Source organism: Hymenobacter sp. 102, assembly GCF_049949205.1.
Lineage (GTDB): Bacteria > Bacteroidota > Bacteroidia > Cytophagales > Hymenobacteraceae > Hymenobacter.
This window is the reverse complement of sequence record NZ_CP188172.1, coordinates 2,860,840-2,875,513: the sequence shown is the minus strand read 5'-3', so window position 1 is coordinate 2,875,513 and position 14,674 is coordinate 2,860,840. Positions and strand designations below refer to the sequence as shown.

Genomic DNA, 14,674 nt, shown 5'->3' with positions numbered 1-14,674 from the left:
CACCAATCCCCCCCTTATGTTTGGCTTAGAGCCTCATGTGCTGCTGCTGCTGGTTGCCTGTCTGCTAGCCGCCTGCGCGTTTGAATTTGTAAACGGCTTCCACGACACGGCCAACGCAGTGGCCACGGTGATTTACACCAACTCGCTGCGGCCCTGGGTGGCGGTGATATGGTCGGCATTCTGGAATTTCGTGGGCGTAATTGCCGGCGGTATCAGCGTGGCCATGGGCATTGTGTACCTGCTGCCGGTGGAAAGCCTCGTGGATCAGAACGTGTACCACGGCATTGCCATGGTGGGTGCCCTCATTGTGGCGGCCATCATCTGGAACGTGGGCACCTGGTACTACGGTATTCCGGCCTCCTCGTCGCACGCACTCATTGGCTCCATCCTGGGCGTAGGCATTGCCTTCTCGCTGCTGAGCCCCGCGGCCGCGGCCGTCAACTGGAGCAAAGCCGGCGAAACGGGCCTGGCCCTACTCATTGGGCCGCTATTCGGCTTCTCGCTCACCATCGTGCTCATGTTTTTGCTGCGGCGCTTTGTCAAAAGCAAAACCATCTTCAAGGAGCCGCACAAGCGCAAGCCCCCACCCATCTGGATTCGCCTGATCCTGATTGCTACCTGTACGCTGGTCAGCTATTTTCACGGCTCTAACGACGGGCAGAAGGGCGTGGGTTTGATTATGCTGATTCTCATTGGCATTGTGCCCGTGCATTTTGCCCTCAATGCCAAGCTCAACCCCCTTGACGTGCGCGACTCACTAGCCCGCGTGGAGCAGGTAATGAATAAAGTGAATCCGAATGAGTTGGGGGCCGCCGACCGGCAGCTACTGGCTGAGATGCGCAACCAGACCAACGCGCTGGACGCCATTTTTCTGGGTAAAACCGACGTGAAGCAACTGCCCGAGCAAGCCCGCTTCGAAATCCGCAAGGCTATTCTGTTGCTTAACAGCCGCGTGAAGAAATTCACGGCCAGCGACAAAGTACCCATGAGCTCCTCCGACCGCAAGGTGTACGAAGACAGCCTGACCGATATGCGTCGCTTCACCGACTACGCCCCCTGGGAAGTGTCGCTGATGGTGGCGTTGTCGCTGGGCATTGGCACGATGGTGGGCTGGCAGCGCATCGTGAAAACCATCGGGGAGCGAATTGGTAAAGAGCACCTGACCTACGCGCAGGGTGCCTCGTCGGAGCTGGTAGCCGCCGCCATGATTGGGGCTTCCACCGGCTATGGTCTGCCCTCGTCCACTACGCACGTGCTGTCGTCGGCCATTGCGGGTTCCATGGTGGCCAACCGGGGCATCAAAAACCTGAACCCTCAGATGGTACGCAACATTGCCCTGGCCTGGGTACTCACCCTGCCCGTGACGATGGTGCTGGCTGGCGTGCTGTTCCTGCTGTTCCGCAGCATCATGCCCTCGTAAGCCGTTCTTGAAAACGCACAAAAAAGCCGCCCCGGTTTTGGGGCGGCTTTTTTGTTGACAGGTTGATTTTCAGCGGGGTGCTAGTGTAGCTAGCAGCGGGCTTGTTTTTGGCAAAGTCTGTTGAAAACTCCCGATACTTAGCGCTTTATCCACTTATCAACACCAAAAACAGGTCAAAATGTGGATAACTTTGGTTTATGCGGGCCACTGCACCTCCATCTCGTCGTTGATGAACACCCCGAAGTTGACGAACTGTAGTTCGTCCTCATCGAAGTAGAGGTCAATCATTTCCTTTTCGTAGGAGATGCGCATCTCGCCCGTGTCCATTTTTTCCACTTCACTTTGCTCGTGGCCGTGGCGCTTCATCAGGTCCTGAATTTCCTGGGGGCTCTTGCCGTGGATAGCCTCGCCGTAGAGACGCATGCCGGGGTGGTCCGTCTCGATGCAGCTCAGGCGGTAATCGTCTTCCCGGTCGAAGTACAGGGAGTAGCCTTCTTCAAGGTAGTTCCAGGCCTGATGTTCAAACTCGTCGTCTTCTTCCGACTCTTCAATTTCTTCGGGTTCCCCCATTAGCGCGCGCACTTCATCCATGGAAGCGCCGAACTTGAGAGGGCCCATGCCTACGCCGAGGCTGATTTCGTTTTCTTCGGTGCTGGAGGGTTGAGCTGGGTTCTGCATAGCCGATGTATGGTGAAAGGAGGTTGATTCTGGAAAAGTAAAGGTAGGGGTCTGTGGGGTTCGTTTGCCGTTGCCTGCTCTACCGTTGTTCGGTTTTCAGTGGTTGCATACGGCACGTATGCACTGTGCATCCCTTACGCGGTGGATAAGCCGCGGCAAAGAACCAAAAACGAGCAAGGAAATATGGACATCTTATTTGCCGTACCGCTCCTCAAACTCAGCCCGCTGCTGCAGGTAGTCGGGGTTATGCTTGGCCTCGTCCCATTTGGCTTTAAAGATGGCGGCGGCTTCGGCCTTTTCGGGGTCTTCGGGGGAGCGGGGCAGTTCGGCGCGGCCGTGGCTGCCGCTCTGGCCTTTTTTGTCGTCGGGTACCGGACCGTCGTACTTTTTGCCGCCCTTGTGATTGGCGTAGCGCCGGGCCCGGGTGAATCCCATCTGCAGAAACTTGCGGGCCATGTCGGCCCCCACAAAATCGTGCTGCTGTAAATAGGCCTTAAACAGCCCGTAAATCTTTTCTGAGGACTCCCGGGCTACCTCGGGCGTACGGAAGCGCCAGTGGGGCAGAATCTCGCTTTTATAGGGCTGCACCAGCAGTACACCCTGCTCCCCTTTGCCTACCCGGTACAGCTCGGGGTGCCGGCGGAAGTCCACGGTACGAAAATCCAGGGTGTAGTCGAAGGGCATAAGTGGGAGAGGAAGCAGATCGGTTGCTATACGCCGGATTCAATCCAGAGGCTGCCTTGCTCTGCGGTATTTGCAGCGGCCGGAGTGGATAACTGGCACTTATTGGTGGATAACTACCTGACTTGTACACACCTCCTGTCGGTTTGCTGCCCCGTGAGCGTTTCCCCCGACTCCGTTGCTCCGGTACCCGCGTCGTAGTACACATTATGCGGAAGTAAAACGGCTGCGCCTGCCTCAGGCGCGGACTTGTGCATTTGCTTATCAACAGCACCCGAGCCGGTTTACCGGGCAGGCGTACCGGGACACGAAGTCACATAAACGGCTGCTGGGCTGGCGCCGCTGTTTGGCCGGCATCTGCCGGACGGGTTGCGCATCCAACGGCAACTCCGGGTTTCCAGCGGCAACGGGCTTTCGAAGAAGCGGAGGGTGTGCTTTTCCACAGGTTAATAACTTTTAAAAATCTTTTTATTTAAAAATCTCTTTTTATCCCTGTCGTTAGGGCTGTTCATAAGTGGATAAAAATCAAGGGTTATCCACGGCGTGGGTAACATGTGTACAAGAACAAGGTTATCCACTGGCTACCAACAGGGTATGTGGATATCATTGGGTTGATTTACAACGAGTTACGTAAGTTCTCAACTATTCACACGACTTGACACATATCCACAATTCACATGCACAGCAAGGTGTGGATTGTGGGATTTTCGGGGGAAAGTTATCCACCCTAATCCACAGGTTTTAGACGCTGCCGAGGGGGTGCTAAAACGGACCAGTCAGCCAAAAAAACTTTTCCGCAAGTTCTCCACGGGTTATCCCCAGATTTCCCCAGTATTATCCACAGGTTATGCGAATTGCGGGCTTTCACGTGGATAAACTATGTGGATTGCGGTTTTAGAAAGGAAGGAAAACGCCGTAGCAGATTGGAAAGTCGTTTTTACTATGTGGATATCTTTATTGTAGCTCAGCTATATAGTAGCCAGTTGTACTTTACGGGTACCAGTGGGTCGTCAATGATTGCACACGGTTTGCAGGCTCCCTTGAGCGCGCCGGCTGGCAACAAAAGAGGATGGGGCGCCAGCCAGCCTGGTACCACTGAAGGCGCCGCAAGCACCAGTCCATACCTGAAGAGCGGGTGGAACCCTGTACAGAGTTAAAGATGGAGCGCCACGCGTACCGAGCTACAGTAATCCGGTTGTTACCTATTCCGTATCCTTGCCCTGTAGCCCAGGCTGCACAGGGCACCCTTGGCATGCGGGCTTTCCGGCTATTCAGTCAGGCGTTACTTCTCGTCGTTGCGCGCAAAAAAGCCCGATTCCGGGTTCAGAATCGGGCTCAGCTGCTTTTGGGTAATCCAGGGCGCTAGAACGTCAGCGTTTCGACGTTATCGAAGTTGGAGCGTACCTGGATAGTTTTAGGGAACAGATACACGGGTTCCGGTGGGCGCTGCAGCTGCGGGTCGCCACCGTCCCAGCGGCCATTCTCGTTGGCATCAAGGAGCACGCGCAGGCGGTAGGTGCCGGGCTGCAGGTTATCGAAGCGGTAAGTGCCCTTGGGACTGTCCAGCATCAGGGCCACGTTGCCGTTGGCATCAAGCAGCTGCAGCCAGTAGCGGGTGGCTTTCGTTTGAATGGAGCCGCTGAGCGTGCCGGTGCTGGTTTGCTCCACCACACGGAGGCGCAGCGGCTTCAGGCCCAGCGGCAACCCCGTTACGCTGCGCACCACCGTGCTATCGAGCTGAAACGTGACGGTTTTACGGGCGTTGGTGTTCAGATTCAGGCTGAGCGTAGTGCGGTCGGGGCTGAGGCTGCCATCGGCGGGTAATATGAGGGGGCGGCGTTTTAGGGAGTCTTCCAGCAAAGTGCCCAGGGGTTTGCCGGGTGTGAGGCGAATGGGCTCATTGAACACGAACTTCACCTGCCCCTGACGGTACACTTCCCTGGGGCTGCCCTCCACGGCGTAGGCCGCGCCGCGCTTGGCGGGCGGGTTGCCCTGAAAGCGCACGTTGATGGTGTCGCGGCCCACGTTGCCGGCGCTGTCGGCGGAGGATAGCAGGAAGCGACCTTCCTGCAGTTCCGGGGTGCGGTAGAGCACGGCCGTGCGGCCCTTGTCGGTGATTTGAACGGCCTCGTTGAGGGCGGCCGGCGCAGCGGCGCTACCCAGCGGGGCCAGCGTAGCCTGCTGCACGCCTTCGTTGAAGCTCACCCGGAAGTCGGTGGGACCAGTTTTCTGGGTGGTCACGAGCGGGCGACGGGTATCGGGCCGGGTCAGCAGGAAGCGCAGCGAGTCGGTGCGGCCGGTGGCTACGGTGAGCAGGTCGGGCAGGTAGCCGATGCGCTCGGGCTCGTCATAGCGGTTATTGCTGTTTTTATCCAGCAGAGCATAGGCGCGGTAGCGGCCGGCCTTGAGGTAGTTCAGCTCGAAGCGGCCTCCCTTATCGGAGCGGGCCAGGTAGGTGGGCCGGCCCCGGCGGATGGTGGAGGTGTCGGCCTCGGGGTACAGCAAAACCACGGCATTTTCTACGGGCTGCTGGCTGAGCACATCCTGCACGGAGCCGCGCACGGAAGCCGAGTCCAGATCGGGGCCGGTGCTGAAGCTGACGATGGCCTTGGCCGCCGGGTTGCTCTCGGTAATGTCGCTGATGGAGTTGCCGAAGTTGAAGGAATAAGTGGTATTGGCGGCCAGCGGCTTATCGTAGGTGAGCGTGATGGCCGAGCGTTCCTCCCGCACTTTGTACGGATTATCGTCGCCGATAATAGGGGCCACAATCAGGTTCTTGGCCAGGTCCTTCAGCTGCACCTGCTCCGAAAACTCCAGCCGCACCGATTGGCCCTGGTAATTGCGGGTGCCGTTGGCGGGCACGCTACGCACCAGTTTGGGCGGAATGGTGTCGCGCACCCCACCTTCCGGCGAGCTGATGGCGGCGCACCCGCTCAGGCCCGCTGCCGCGGCCCACACTACAAGAATACCAGCAATACCAGCGCGAACAGGGTTGGTCATACGCGAAAAACAGATCGGGAAAATGGCCGGATACGGCGTACCATCATCCGGAAGCCGAAGGTACAACCCCCAACGCTGGAACGGCTAAAAACTGTCATTCCGGACCCCGACCGAAACCGGCGGTACGCAGCTGCGTACCGCCGGTTTCGGCCGGAGTCCGGAATGGTGTGTATTCAGTAGTAGCCGGTTGGCCTCTCCCCTACCCTGCCGTGCCGCGCTTGTGAGCCACGTAAATCAAGCTACTGTACTGGCCCTCATGCTGGGCGGCGTACTGGTTGGATTTGTAGCCGGCTTTCAGCACCGTGAGCATGCCGCCGCCCCGCTCGGCCCGGTGCTTTTCGCTGAGCATGCTCACGTAGTAGGCATCCAGGGGCATGGGTAACACCTCCGCCACCTGCATTTTGTGCTTTTTGAGCAGCTGCGTAATGGTTTTGGGGGTGAAATGGTAGAGGTGGCGCGGCACATCGTAGGCGGCCCAGTCCTGGCGGTAGTGCTGGGCATCGAGGCTGTCCACGTTGGGCACGGCAATAATGAGGGTGCCATCGGGCTTCAACAAGCTGATGAGCTGAGCGAGGGTTTCGTTCAGGGTATGAACGTGTTCCAGTACGTGCCAGAGTGTAATGGCATCGAAGCTGCCGGGCTGGAACTGCACCAGGCTTTCAACCCCGATGGGCTGACCCACCCGCTGGCTGGCCTCGGCCCGGGCCCGGGCGTTGGGTTCCCAGCCCGCCACCTGCCAGCCGTTGCCCTTCGCGGCGGCCAGAAAGTGCCCCGTGCCGCAGCCGTAGTCCAGCAGCCGGCCCTTCTTGGCCCGCTTGTTCAGCAAAGCTACCTTGCGGCGCATGGTGAAGAACCGGGCCACCTTATACGCCTGGTTAATTACCCCCCCTGCCCCACTGTTGTGCGACACGTATTCGTCCGACTCGTAATAGCGGCCGATGTGGGCTTCGTCGGGCCGGGGGTTGGTGAACTGAAACGTGCAGGCCACGCACTGCTGAATGGCGAAGCTCTCCTTGCTCACCGACTTATCCTCCACCACTAGCTTGTTGCGGAATTCGGTTTTGCCGCACACCGGGCATTTCTCAAGTCGCTCGTAAATCACAGATGCTCGCTGATTAATATTGATTGCGCTGATTCCGGCGGTTAGGGAGCCGTAATAGTTACGCGCACCACGAAAGTACGAAACCAAAGCGGCCGCAGAACCTGAAAGATTCTGCGGCCGCTTTGGTTTACAGACCGTCATTCCGAGCGGAGTCGAGGAATCTTGCGTGCTGACGGAGGATTTCTACCACAACATCAGCACGCGAGATTCCTCGACTCCGCTTGGAATGACGTGCTGGTTGCTCAGGATGACAGGGCGGCTACCGCCCTAAGTACACCATCAGCACCGATACGTCGGCCGGCGAAACGCCGCTGATGCGGCTGGCCTGGCCCAAGGTTTCGGGCTGAATCTTGAGCAGCTTTTCGCGGGCTTCGTGCGAGAGGGCGGGCATGGCGGTGTAGTCGAGGCGGCCCTGAATCACGAAGTTTTCCAGCTCCTGCACGCGGGCGGCCTGCTGGTGCTCCTTCTCCAGGTAGGCCTCGTACTTCACCAGAATTTCGGCCTGCTCCAGCGCATCGGGGCGGTACGGGGCCAGGGCCAGCGTAAGGCTAGGTAGCACCCGGCTCAGGGCGGCCAAATCGATGCCGGGGCGGCGCAGCAGGTTCACGGCCCGGGTTTTTTCGTGAATGGTGGCCGAGCCAATTTCCGTAAGCCAGCCATTAATTTCCTGGGGCTCGATGCCGAAGTTCTTCAATAGCTTGGCTACTTCTTGGGTCTGCTGCTCCTTCTGGCGCACCAGCTCCATGCGCTCCTCGGAGGCTAGACCTAGTTCGTAGCCCAGGGGCGTGAGGCGCAGGTCGGCATTGTCCTGGCGCAGCAGCAGGCGGTGCTCGGCGCGGCTCGTGAACATGCGGTAGGGCTCGTCGGTGCCTTTGTTCACCAGGTCGTCGATGAGCACGCCGATGTAGGCCTCGCTCCGCTTCAGGATAAAGGGCTCCTTGCCGTGCACCCGGTTGTGGGCGTTGATGCCAGCCATCAGGCCCTGGCAGGCGGCCTCCTCGTAGCCGGTGGTGCCGTTAATCTGGCCCGCGAAGTACAGGTTCTGGATACGCTTGGTTTCCAGCGTGAGGTGCAGCTGGGTGGGCGGGAAGAAGTCGTACTCAATGGCGTAACCGGGGCGGAACATCTTGGCGTTTTCGAAGCCGGCAATTTTGCGCAGGGCGCGGTACTGCACGTCCTCGGGCAGGCTGCTCGAAAAGCCGTTCACGTACACTTCCACCGTGCTCCAGCCCTCGGGCTCCACAAAAATCTGGTGGCGGTCCTTGTCGGCGAAGCGGTTGATTTTATCCTCCACCGACGGGCAGTAGCGCGGCCCCAAGCCCTTGATGCGGCCCTGGAACATCGGCGACTTCTCGAAACCCTCTTTCAGGATTTCGTGCACCTCTGGGTTGGTGTAAGTGATGTAGCAGGGGCGCTGCTTCACCAGCGCGGGCGTATCGAGGTAGGAGAATTTGCTGGGCACCTCGTCGCCAGGCTGTTCCTCCATTTTGGAGTAGTCCAGGGAGCGGCCGTCGACGCGGGGCGGGGTGCCGGTTTTCATGCGGCCGGCCTCAAAGCCCAGCTCCTTTAGCTGCTCCGTGATGCCCGTGCTGCCCTTTTCGGCGGCGCGGCCCCCGCCAAACTGCTTTTCGCCGATGTGGATGAGGCCGTTGAGGAAGGTGCCGTTGGTGAGTACCACCGCCTTGCCCCGGAACTCAATACCCAGCTGGGTTTTCACGCCTACCACCGTGTCGTTTTCTACCAGGATGCCGGTTACGGCTTCCTGCCAGAAATCTACGTTCAGGGTTTGCTCCAGGGTGAGGCGCCACTCCTCGGCAAAGCGCATGCGGTCCGACTGGGCCCGGGGGCTCCACATGGCGGGGCCTTTGGAGCGGTTCAGCATCCGGAACTGAATCATGGTTTTGTCGGTGATGATGCCCGACTGCCCGCCCAGCGCGTCCACCTCGCGAACAATCTGCCCTTTAGCCACCCCGCCCATAGCCGGGTTGCACGACATCTGCGCGATGGTGTTCATGTTCATTGTCACGAGCAGCACCTTGGAGCCCATGTTGGCAGCCGCGGCGGCCGCTTCACACCCGGCGTGGCCGGCTCCTACTACTATTACGTCGTACTCTTCTTGCTGAAACATGAACTGCGGATTTAAACGATTGGGGCGGATTGAGCGGCTTTTTCCGGCACCGGAACAGCATTGCGGGCCGCACATTTCCTTGGGCGTCTGAGGCAAACAGAGGCCGCAAACCAGAAAGTTCGCCGCATCAGCTAAACCAAGAACGCCCGCGTATGGGCGGGCGCTTCCTCAGGAAATCAACTTCAGAAAGTCGGACGCAACACGCTCAAAACGTGCACAAAGATACGCACTTCACCGTTTTTTGCGGTCTGCGGGTTTACTCCAGATTCTCTACCTCGGCCTCCTCATCCGGGTAAGTGGCCAGTAGCTCCGCCGAGTGCCGGGCCACGGCCTCCCAGGAAAACGGCTCCCACAACCCGGTGGTACAGTCAAATACCTCCGTGGCTTGTCGGTCGGGGAACAGCTTGTAGTCGAATTTGGGGTAGCCATGCACCAGGTAGCCGGGGTAGTAATAGAACATCTGCTGGCGCTGCGCTACCTGCAGCTTCAGTAGCATCAGGTACTTGCCCAGGCTGTGGCGGCGGTACACGGGGTCGTAGAAGTTCATAATGCCGGCCAGGGTGCGCAGGCCACTATCAAAAATACCCGCGGCAATGAGCTGCTCCCCGTCGCGCACTTCCAGTACGCTGGTGGTGAATACGTTGTGGCTGGCCCCGCCCAGCAAAAAAGATTCGATGGTAGGCGGCGCGTCGAAGGTAATAGAGGTCCGGTAGCGGGCGTATAACTCCTCATATTCCGCCCGCAGCTCAAACGGCCGGATGTGCACTTCAAACTGCTCATTGAGGCGCAGCAGCCGGCGCTGCTCCGGGCCTAGCTGCACCTGGGGGAGCACCAACCGCAACCAATGCACGGTGTACAACTCCCCATCAACGGGCAGAAACCGGCAGGTAAACAGATCCTGCTGCATGCGGTAATAGCCTTGAGCCAAATAATAGTCCAGTGCGTCGCCCCGCAGAACCGGATGTTGGGAAGGTGTAGCAGACATAGCGAAATAGCCGTGGTACAAAGAACGTCATGCTGAGCGAAGACGAAGCATCTCTACCGCTTCGCCTGTACGATTGAATAAGCCAGAGGTAAAGATGCTTTGCCTTCGCTCAGCATGACGTTCTTTGTTTATCACCTCATTATTCAATAAAAAACGCCCACCGGAAGGTGGGCGTTTTCATTTATCAGGGTAGCGTAGCTTAAAACGTGCGCAGCAATAGGCAGTCGTCCTCTTTCTTGCGCATGGCAGTCTGGCTGAGCAGGTCTTTATCAGCGTAGCCCAGCAGGTGCAGTACGCCATGAATCATCACGCGGTGCAGCTCGTCGCGGAAGCTGACGCCGTGGATAACAGCATTGTCGCGCACCCGCTCCACCGAAATAAAGATGTCACCTTCAATGATGTCGGCGTCGTCGGCGTTATCGAAGGTGATGACGTCGGTGTACGTGTCGTGGTCGAGGTACTCCACGTTTACCTTGTGCAGGTATTCGTCGGAGCAGAAGATATACGTGAGCTGCACGATTTCGTGCTCGTGCACCTCGGCTACCCGCTCAATCCAGGAAGTTAAGTCCTGCGCATCGGCCAGCTCAAATTCCACGTCTTCCACCATGAACTCGATGCCGTGGCTTTCACGGTCGAAGTCATCCTGGTCCTCAAACTCGTTGTGCTCGGTAGGCAGGTCGCTCATGCTGGCAAACTGAAAATAGAATTAGTGGGCCGAGGCTGTACCGCTGATGGCTGAACTCTGCTCGGTTTCAGTGGCTGAAGGAGAAGGGAGCATGAACGTGAGCTGCACGTGGCGGCCATCCTTCTGGAACTCTACCTCATCGGCCAGGTGACGAATGAGGAAGATGCCCCGGCCACCAGGATTCTCCAGGTTTTCGGGGGCCGTGGGGTCTGAAAGGTTGGTATAGTCGAAACCGGTGCCTTCGTCCTCAATTTCAAACTTCACCCGGTCCGGCTCCACAAACAACGACAGGAACACATTCTTGTCCTTATCGAACTTGTTACCGTGCCGAATGGCATTGTTGACGGCTTCGGTTACGGCTACCATAATATTGCCGTAAATGTCGTCGTCGATGTGAAAGGTATCCTTGGAATTATCGATAAAGCTTTCGACAACGCGGATATTCTCAACAAGGGAAGGAATCTGAATTTTGACCTGCTTCATAAAAGGGAAAAGAAGGGGGCAGCGGGTAAGGGGGTAAAATTAGCGGAACGCTATTTCATTTTTTGAAAATATTCACTCACCTCGCGCTGATAGTACGGAGTGAGAGTCGGCGGTACGCTCCGAAGCATCTCCGTTTGCCGGTTTTGCTGGCGTTTATATTGTTGAAACGCCGGCGGAAATACCGGAGGGCGGGTTTGGGCTGTCTGGGCTTCCCGCTTTTCCTCCTGGTCCCGTTCCCGGGCCGATTTCTCGGCTTCCAGCAAACGGGTGAGGATTTGGCGCTGGCGCATAACAGTCTGCTCCGTCAGCCGCTTATTTACGAGGTCGGTTTCGGTTTGTTCCATCATTTTTTTCACGTCACCGAGGCCGCCGGCTCCGTCCTGGCCCTGGCCGTCTTTGTTGGAGCCAGGCTTGCCCCCGCCTTTCTGCTGGAGGCGCTCCAGCTCCTGCATGGCCTGCCGCAGCATTTGCTGCTGCCCGGCCAGCTTGGCCAGCTCCTCCGAGAGGGCCCGGCCGGTTTTACCGCTCTGCTGGAGCTGCTGAATCTGCTGGTTGAGCTGCTGCTGCATACGGCCCAACTGGCCCTCGCCCGCACTGCTGCCTTTCTTCTTTTTGCGGCCTGGTTTGCCTCCGCCCTGCTGCTGTTGCTGCTGCTGACTTTCGCGCTGCTGCTGCTGCATCTGCTGCAGGGCATCATTGAGCATCAGGGCCAGGTTGTTCATGCTGGTCATGGCCAGCTGCTGGGAGTTGGTAGCCCGGCCCACGTTGCGCTGCCGGATCTGGTCGAGGCTTTCATCCATGCGGCCGTTCATCTCGCCCACTTCCCGGGTCACGAAGCTCTTGATCTGAAACACGCGCTTGGCCAGGGCATACAGCGAGTCCTGCACCACACGGGCGTCGTCCTTGAGCTTGCGCTGGGTCTGGCCGAGCTGCACAAAGCGCGGGTCCTGCTGGTCTACCTGCCGGAACTGCTTCATCAGGTTTTCCTGGTCGAAGCTGAGCTTGAGCAGGTTTTCCAGGATGTCGCGCAGGTCGTCGATGTTCTGCTGCTGCTGGTCCGATTCTTCCTGGTCCATTTGCTGCTGCATCTTCTGGGCCATCTGCTGCAGTTGACGGGCGGCCTGCTGCTGGCTCTGGCTGGCTTTCTGGTTCTGGTTTTTGCTCAGCTGCTCCTGGCTTTGCTGCTGCTGCTCATCTACCTGCTGCTGGTCCTGCTTCATCTCGTCGGCCCCGTTCTGGCCGTCGAGCTGCTGGTCCAGCTCCTTCATGTCCTTGAGGTCCTGCTTCAGCTCGTCGAACTTCTGCTGCTGCTCGGCCTGGTTGGTTTTTAGTTGTTCGTTTTTGGTTTTTTGTTGGTCGTTGGAGAGTTTATTCTCCGGATTGTTCTTATCGTTTTTCTGGGTTTCCTCGGCCAGCTTCTGCTGCTCCTGAGCCAGCTGCTGCAGCTTTTCCAGGGCCTGGTCCTGCTTCTGCTCAAACTGCAGCTGCTTGAACATTTCGAGGGCGCGCTCCAGCTCCTTCTGCAAGGTGTTTTCCTTGTTCTCCAGCTGCTGCAGCAGTTTCTGCATATCGGGCTGGTTCTGGTCCTTCTGCTGGTCCAGCAGCTTCTGCAGTTCCTCGTAGAGCTTCTTGGTTTCGGGGTCCAGCAGGGTTTCCATCAGTTTCTGCAGCTCCTTGGCTTTCTCGGCCAGCTGCTCGTTCTTCTGCGGGTCCAGCTGGTTTTGCTGGTCCTGGAGCTGCTCAAACTGCCGCTTCAGCTCGTCCAGGGCCTGGTCCATCTGCTGCTTCTGGTCCAGCATATCCTTGAGCTGCTTACGGTCCTGAAAGTTCAGGTCGCGCTTCACCTTCAGCTTGTCCTCGGCCTTAGCTAGCTCCCGCTCCATTTTCTTGCTTTGCTGGGCCGCCTGGCTGAGCTGACTCTGCACGGCCTGGCTCTGGGAGGCCAGCTGCTGGCGCTGCTCGGCGCGGCTGGGCAGGCGGAACTCGGCGGTGCGGCTGCGGCCGGCTTTGGGGCCGTGCACGCCGTCGTTGTCCCAGGCCTGCACGAAGTACTCCAGCCGGTCGCCGGGGCGCAGATTCAGGGCGCGGGTGTCCCACTGGTAGGCGTAGCTCTGGCTGGGGCCGCTGCCCAGGGGCAGGGCTTTGGCCTGGTACGCCGCGTTGGGCCGACCCTTGCTCAACACCCGGTAGTGCAGCTGCAGGCGCGAGAAGCCGTAGTCGTCGCGAATAGTGCCGCCCAGGGCCAAGTAGCGCTGGGAAGTGGTATCCTGGAAGCTCTCCAAGGCTACTTCCGGCGTCTGGTCTGGAATTACGGTTATCTGGTACTCAATCGGGTCCCGGTTGGGGCTTACGGCGTTGCGCAGGTGCACCGAGTACGACTGGCTGCGCAGGGCCCGGCGGCTGAGCAGGAACTGTTCGTCGTCGGGCGTGGCAGTCAGGGTTTCATTGGGGTTGCGGAATTTGAGCTGGAGCTGGTCGGTGGCTTCGGTCTGGAACTCCCAGCGCAGGTCGGAGCCCTCGGGTACGGTGAGGTTGCCGGTGTTGCGGATGGTTTCGGCGGGCTTACCCAGGTAGGCCGGGTAGGAAACCCGCACAGCAAAGTCGCGCAGGTTGGGCCGCTCCTTCACGTTCAGATTGTACTCAGCGGACGAGAAGCCAGCCGCCGACAACTGAAACGGCACACTTCGGCGCAACTGGCGAAAATCGAAGCGGAACCGGTTGCCCGCCTCGCGCACCAGATGGCGCTGCTTGCCCTCGTACTCGATGCTGATTTCGTTGGGCAGGGCCTCCCCTTCCACCGTCACGTTCAAGGTGAAATCTTCGCCTTTGAAAGCCGTGAGCTGCTTGTTCTCCACCACAAATTTGAACGGAGCGGGGCGGCTGTACTTTCGGTCGTAGTGCAGAATCCGCTCGGTGCCCTGCACAAACAGGCTGGGATACACCAGCAGCAGTAGCACCACCACGGCGGCGGGTATGGCTACGTACTTCCACAGCGGCTTGGTCTGGGCCTGAATGTTGATGCCCTGGCTGAACTCCACACCGCGCAGCTGCCCGGCACGCTGCTCCAGGCTGGCCGCCAGCAGAGCGTTTTCCTGGGCCTGCCCGCGCAGCTGCAACGCGTTCAGGAGCTTGTCCTGTACCTCCGGAAACAGCTCCCCTACCCGCTTGGCGGCCTGCTCATCGGAAAGCATGCGGCGCAGGTTGGTGAGGGCCGCCAGGGGCTGCCAGATCCAGCGCCCGAAAGCGTAAAGCAAGCCGCCTACAAACCCGAACAACAGCCCGGCCCGCACCCAGGTGGGCAGGTACAGGAAGTATTCGAGCAGGTTGAATACCAGAAACAGGCTGAGTACGAGGCCGCCGGCCACCACGAGGCCGCGCACCAACAGGCTCAGGTAAAACTTACGCTTAAACGCGTCGAGGCGGGCCAGTACGTCGTCCAGGGCCCGGGTCGTTGCGGGGTCTTTCTCCACTACCATAAGAGTGCCGCCTAATCCGGGCATGGGAAAGATACG

At 58.9% G+C, this 14,674-nt stretch carries 10 protein-coding genes; 1 reads left to right on the top strand and 9 read right to left on the bottom strand.

Annotation, left to right across the window (positions count from 1 at the left end; translation table 11 throughout):
- The first annotated feature begins 16 nt into the window (after nt 1–16).
- Nucleotides 17–1,420 carry an inorganic phosphate transporter gene (locus tag ACN19L_RS12285; protein WP_426489795.1) on the top strand — a complete coding sequence of 468 codons (1,404 nt, stop codon included), beginning with the start codon at nt 17–19 and terminating at the stop codon, nt 1,418–1,420.
- A gap of 195 nt (nt 1,421–1,615) precedes the next feature.
- Here ACN19L_RS12285 and ACN19L_RS12280 read toward each other — a convergent pair whose 3' ends face one another.
- From ACN19L_RS12280 to ACN19L_RS12240, 9 genes are all read right to left on the bottom strand, one after another.
- Complete coding sequence (locus ACN19L_RS12280) at nt 1,616–2,098, bottom strand: hypothetical protein (RefSeq protein WP_426489794.1); 483 nt, start codon at nt 2,096–2,098, stop codon at nt 1,616–1,618.
- Nucleotides 2,099–2,290: 192 nt separating this feature from the next.
- On the bottom strand, nt 2,291–2,782 hold the full coding sequence (locus tag ACN19L_RS12275; protein WP_426489793.1) for a DUF4385 domain-containing protein: 492 nt from the start codon (nt 2,780–2,782) through the stop codon (nt 2,291–2,293).
- 1,359 nt (nt 2,783–4,141) lie between these two features.
- Nucleotides 4,142–5,779: an Ig-like domain-containing protein gene (locus ACN19L_RS12270; protein WP_426489792.1), complete on the bottom strand. Its 1,638-nt coding sequence runs from the start codon at nt 5,777–5,779 to the stop codon at nt 4,142–4,144.
- A gap of 199 nt (nt 5,780–5,978) precedes the next feature.
- Nucleotides 5,979–6,881: a class I SAM-dependent methyltransferase gene (locus ACN19L_RS12265; protein WP_426489791.1), complete on the bottom strand. Its 903-nt coding sequence runs from the start codon at nt 6,879–6,881 to the stop codon at nt 5,979–5,981.
- A gap of 259 nt (nt 6,882–7,140) precedes the next feature.
- A complete protein-coding gene (mnmG, locus tag ACN19L_RS12260) occupies nt 7,141–9,009 on the bottom strand; it encodes a tRNA uridine-5-carboxymethylaminomethyl(34) synthesis enzyme MnmG (RefSeq protein ID WP_426489790.1) in 1,869 nt (622 codons plus the stop codon).
- Between the two features lie 256 nt (nt 9,010–9,265).
- On the bottom strand, nt 9,266–9,994 hold the full coding sequence (locus ACN19L_RS12255; protein WP_426489789.1) for a GNAT family N-acetyltransferase: 729 nt from the start codon (nt 9,992–9,994) through the stop codon (nt 9,266–9,268).
- Between the two features lie 199 nt (nt 9,995–10,193).
- A complete protein-coding gene (gene ybeY / locus ACN19L_RS12250) occupies nt 10,194–10,679 on the bottom strand; it encodes an rRNA maturation RNase YbeY (RefSeq protein ID WP_426489788.1) in 486 nt (161 codons plus the stop codon).
- Nucleotides 10,680–10,700: 21 nt separating this feature from the next.
- Nucleotides 10,701–11,162 (bottom strand): ATP-binding protein, encoded by a 462-nt coding sequence (locus ACN19L_RS12245; RefSeq protein ID WP_426489787.1) that lies wholly within the window; start codon nt 11,160–11,162, stop codon nt 10,701–10,703.
- Nucleotides 11,163–11,212: 50 nt separating this feature from the next.
- The gene (locus ACN19L_RS12240) at nt 11,213–14,662 is read right to left on the bottom strand and encodes a DUF4175 family protein (RefSeq protein WP_426489786.1); all 3,450 of its coding nucleotides are present in this window, start codon (nt 14,660–14,662) and stop codon (nt 11,213–11,215) included.
- Between the last annotated feature and the right edge of the window lie 12 nt (nt 14,663–14,674).

Coding starts and splice junctions, on each gene's coding strand:
- ACN19L_RS12285 (WP_426489795.1), top strand. CDS start 17: ATGTTTGGCTTAGAGCCTCATGTGCTGCTGCTGCTGGTTGCCTGTCTG.
- ACN19L_RS12280 (WP_426489794.1), bottom strand. CDS start 2,098: ATGCAGAACCCAGCTCAACCCTCCAGCACCGAAGAAAACGAAATCAGC.
- ACN19L_RS12275 (WP_426489793.1), bottom strand. CDS start 2,782: ATGCCCTTCGACTACACCCTGGATTTTCGTACCGTGGACTTCCGCCGG.
- ACN19L_RS12270 (WP_426489792.1), bottom strand. CDS start 5,779: ATGACCAACCCTGTTCGCGCTGGTATTGCTGGTATTCTTGTAGTGTGG.
- mnmG (WP_426489790.1), bottom strand. CDS start 9,009: ATGTTTCAGCAAGAAGAGTACGACGTAATAGTAGTAGGAGCCGGCCAC.
- ACN19L_RS12255 (WP_426489789.1), bottom strand. CDS start 9,994: ATGTCTGCTACACCTTCCCAACATCCGGTTCTGCGGGGCGACGCACTG.
- ybeY (WP_426489788.1), bottom strand. CDS start 10,679: ATGAGCGACCTGCCTACCGAGCACAACGAGTTTGAGGACCAGGATGAC.
- ACN19L_RS12245 (WP_426489787.1), bottom strand. CDS start 11,162: ATGAAGCAGGTCAAAATTCAGATTCCTTCCCTTGTTGAGAATATCCGC.
- ACN19L_RS12240 (WP_426489786.1), bottom strand. CDS start 14,662: ATGCCCGGATTAGGCGGCACTCTTATGGTAGTGGAGAAAGACCCCGCA.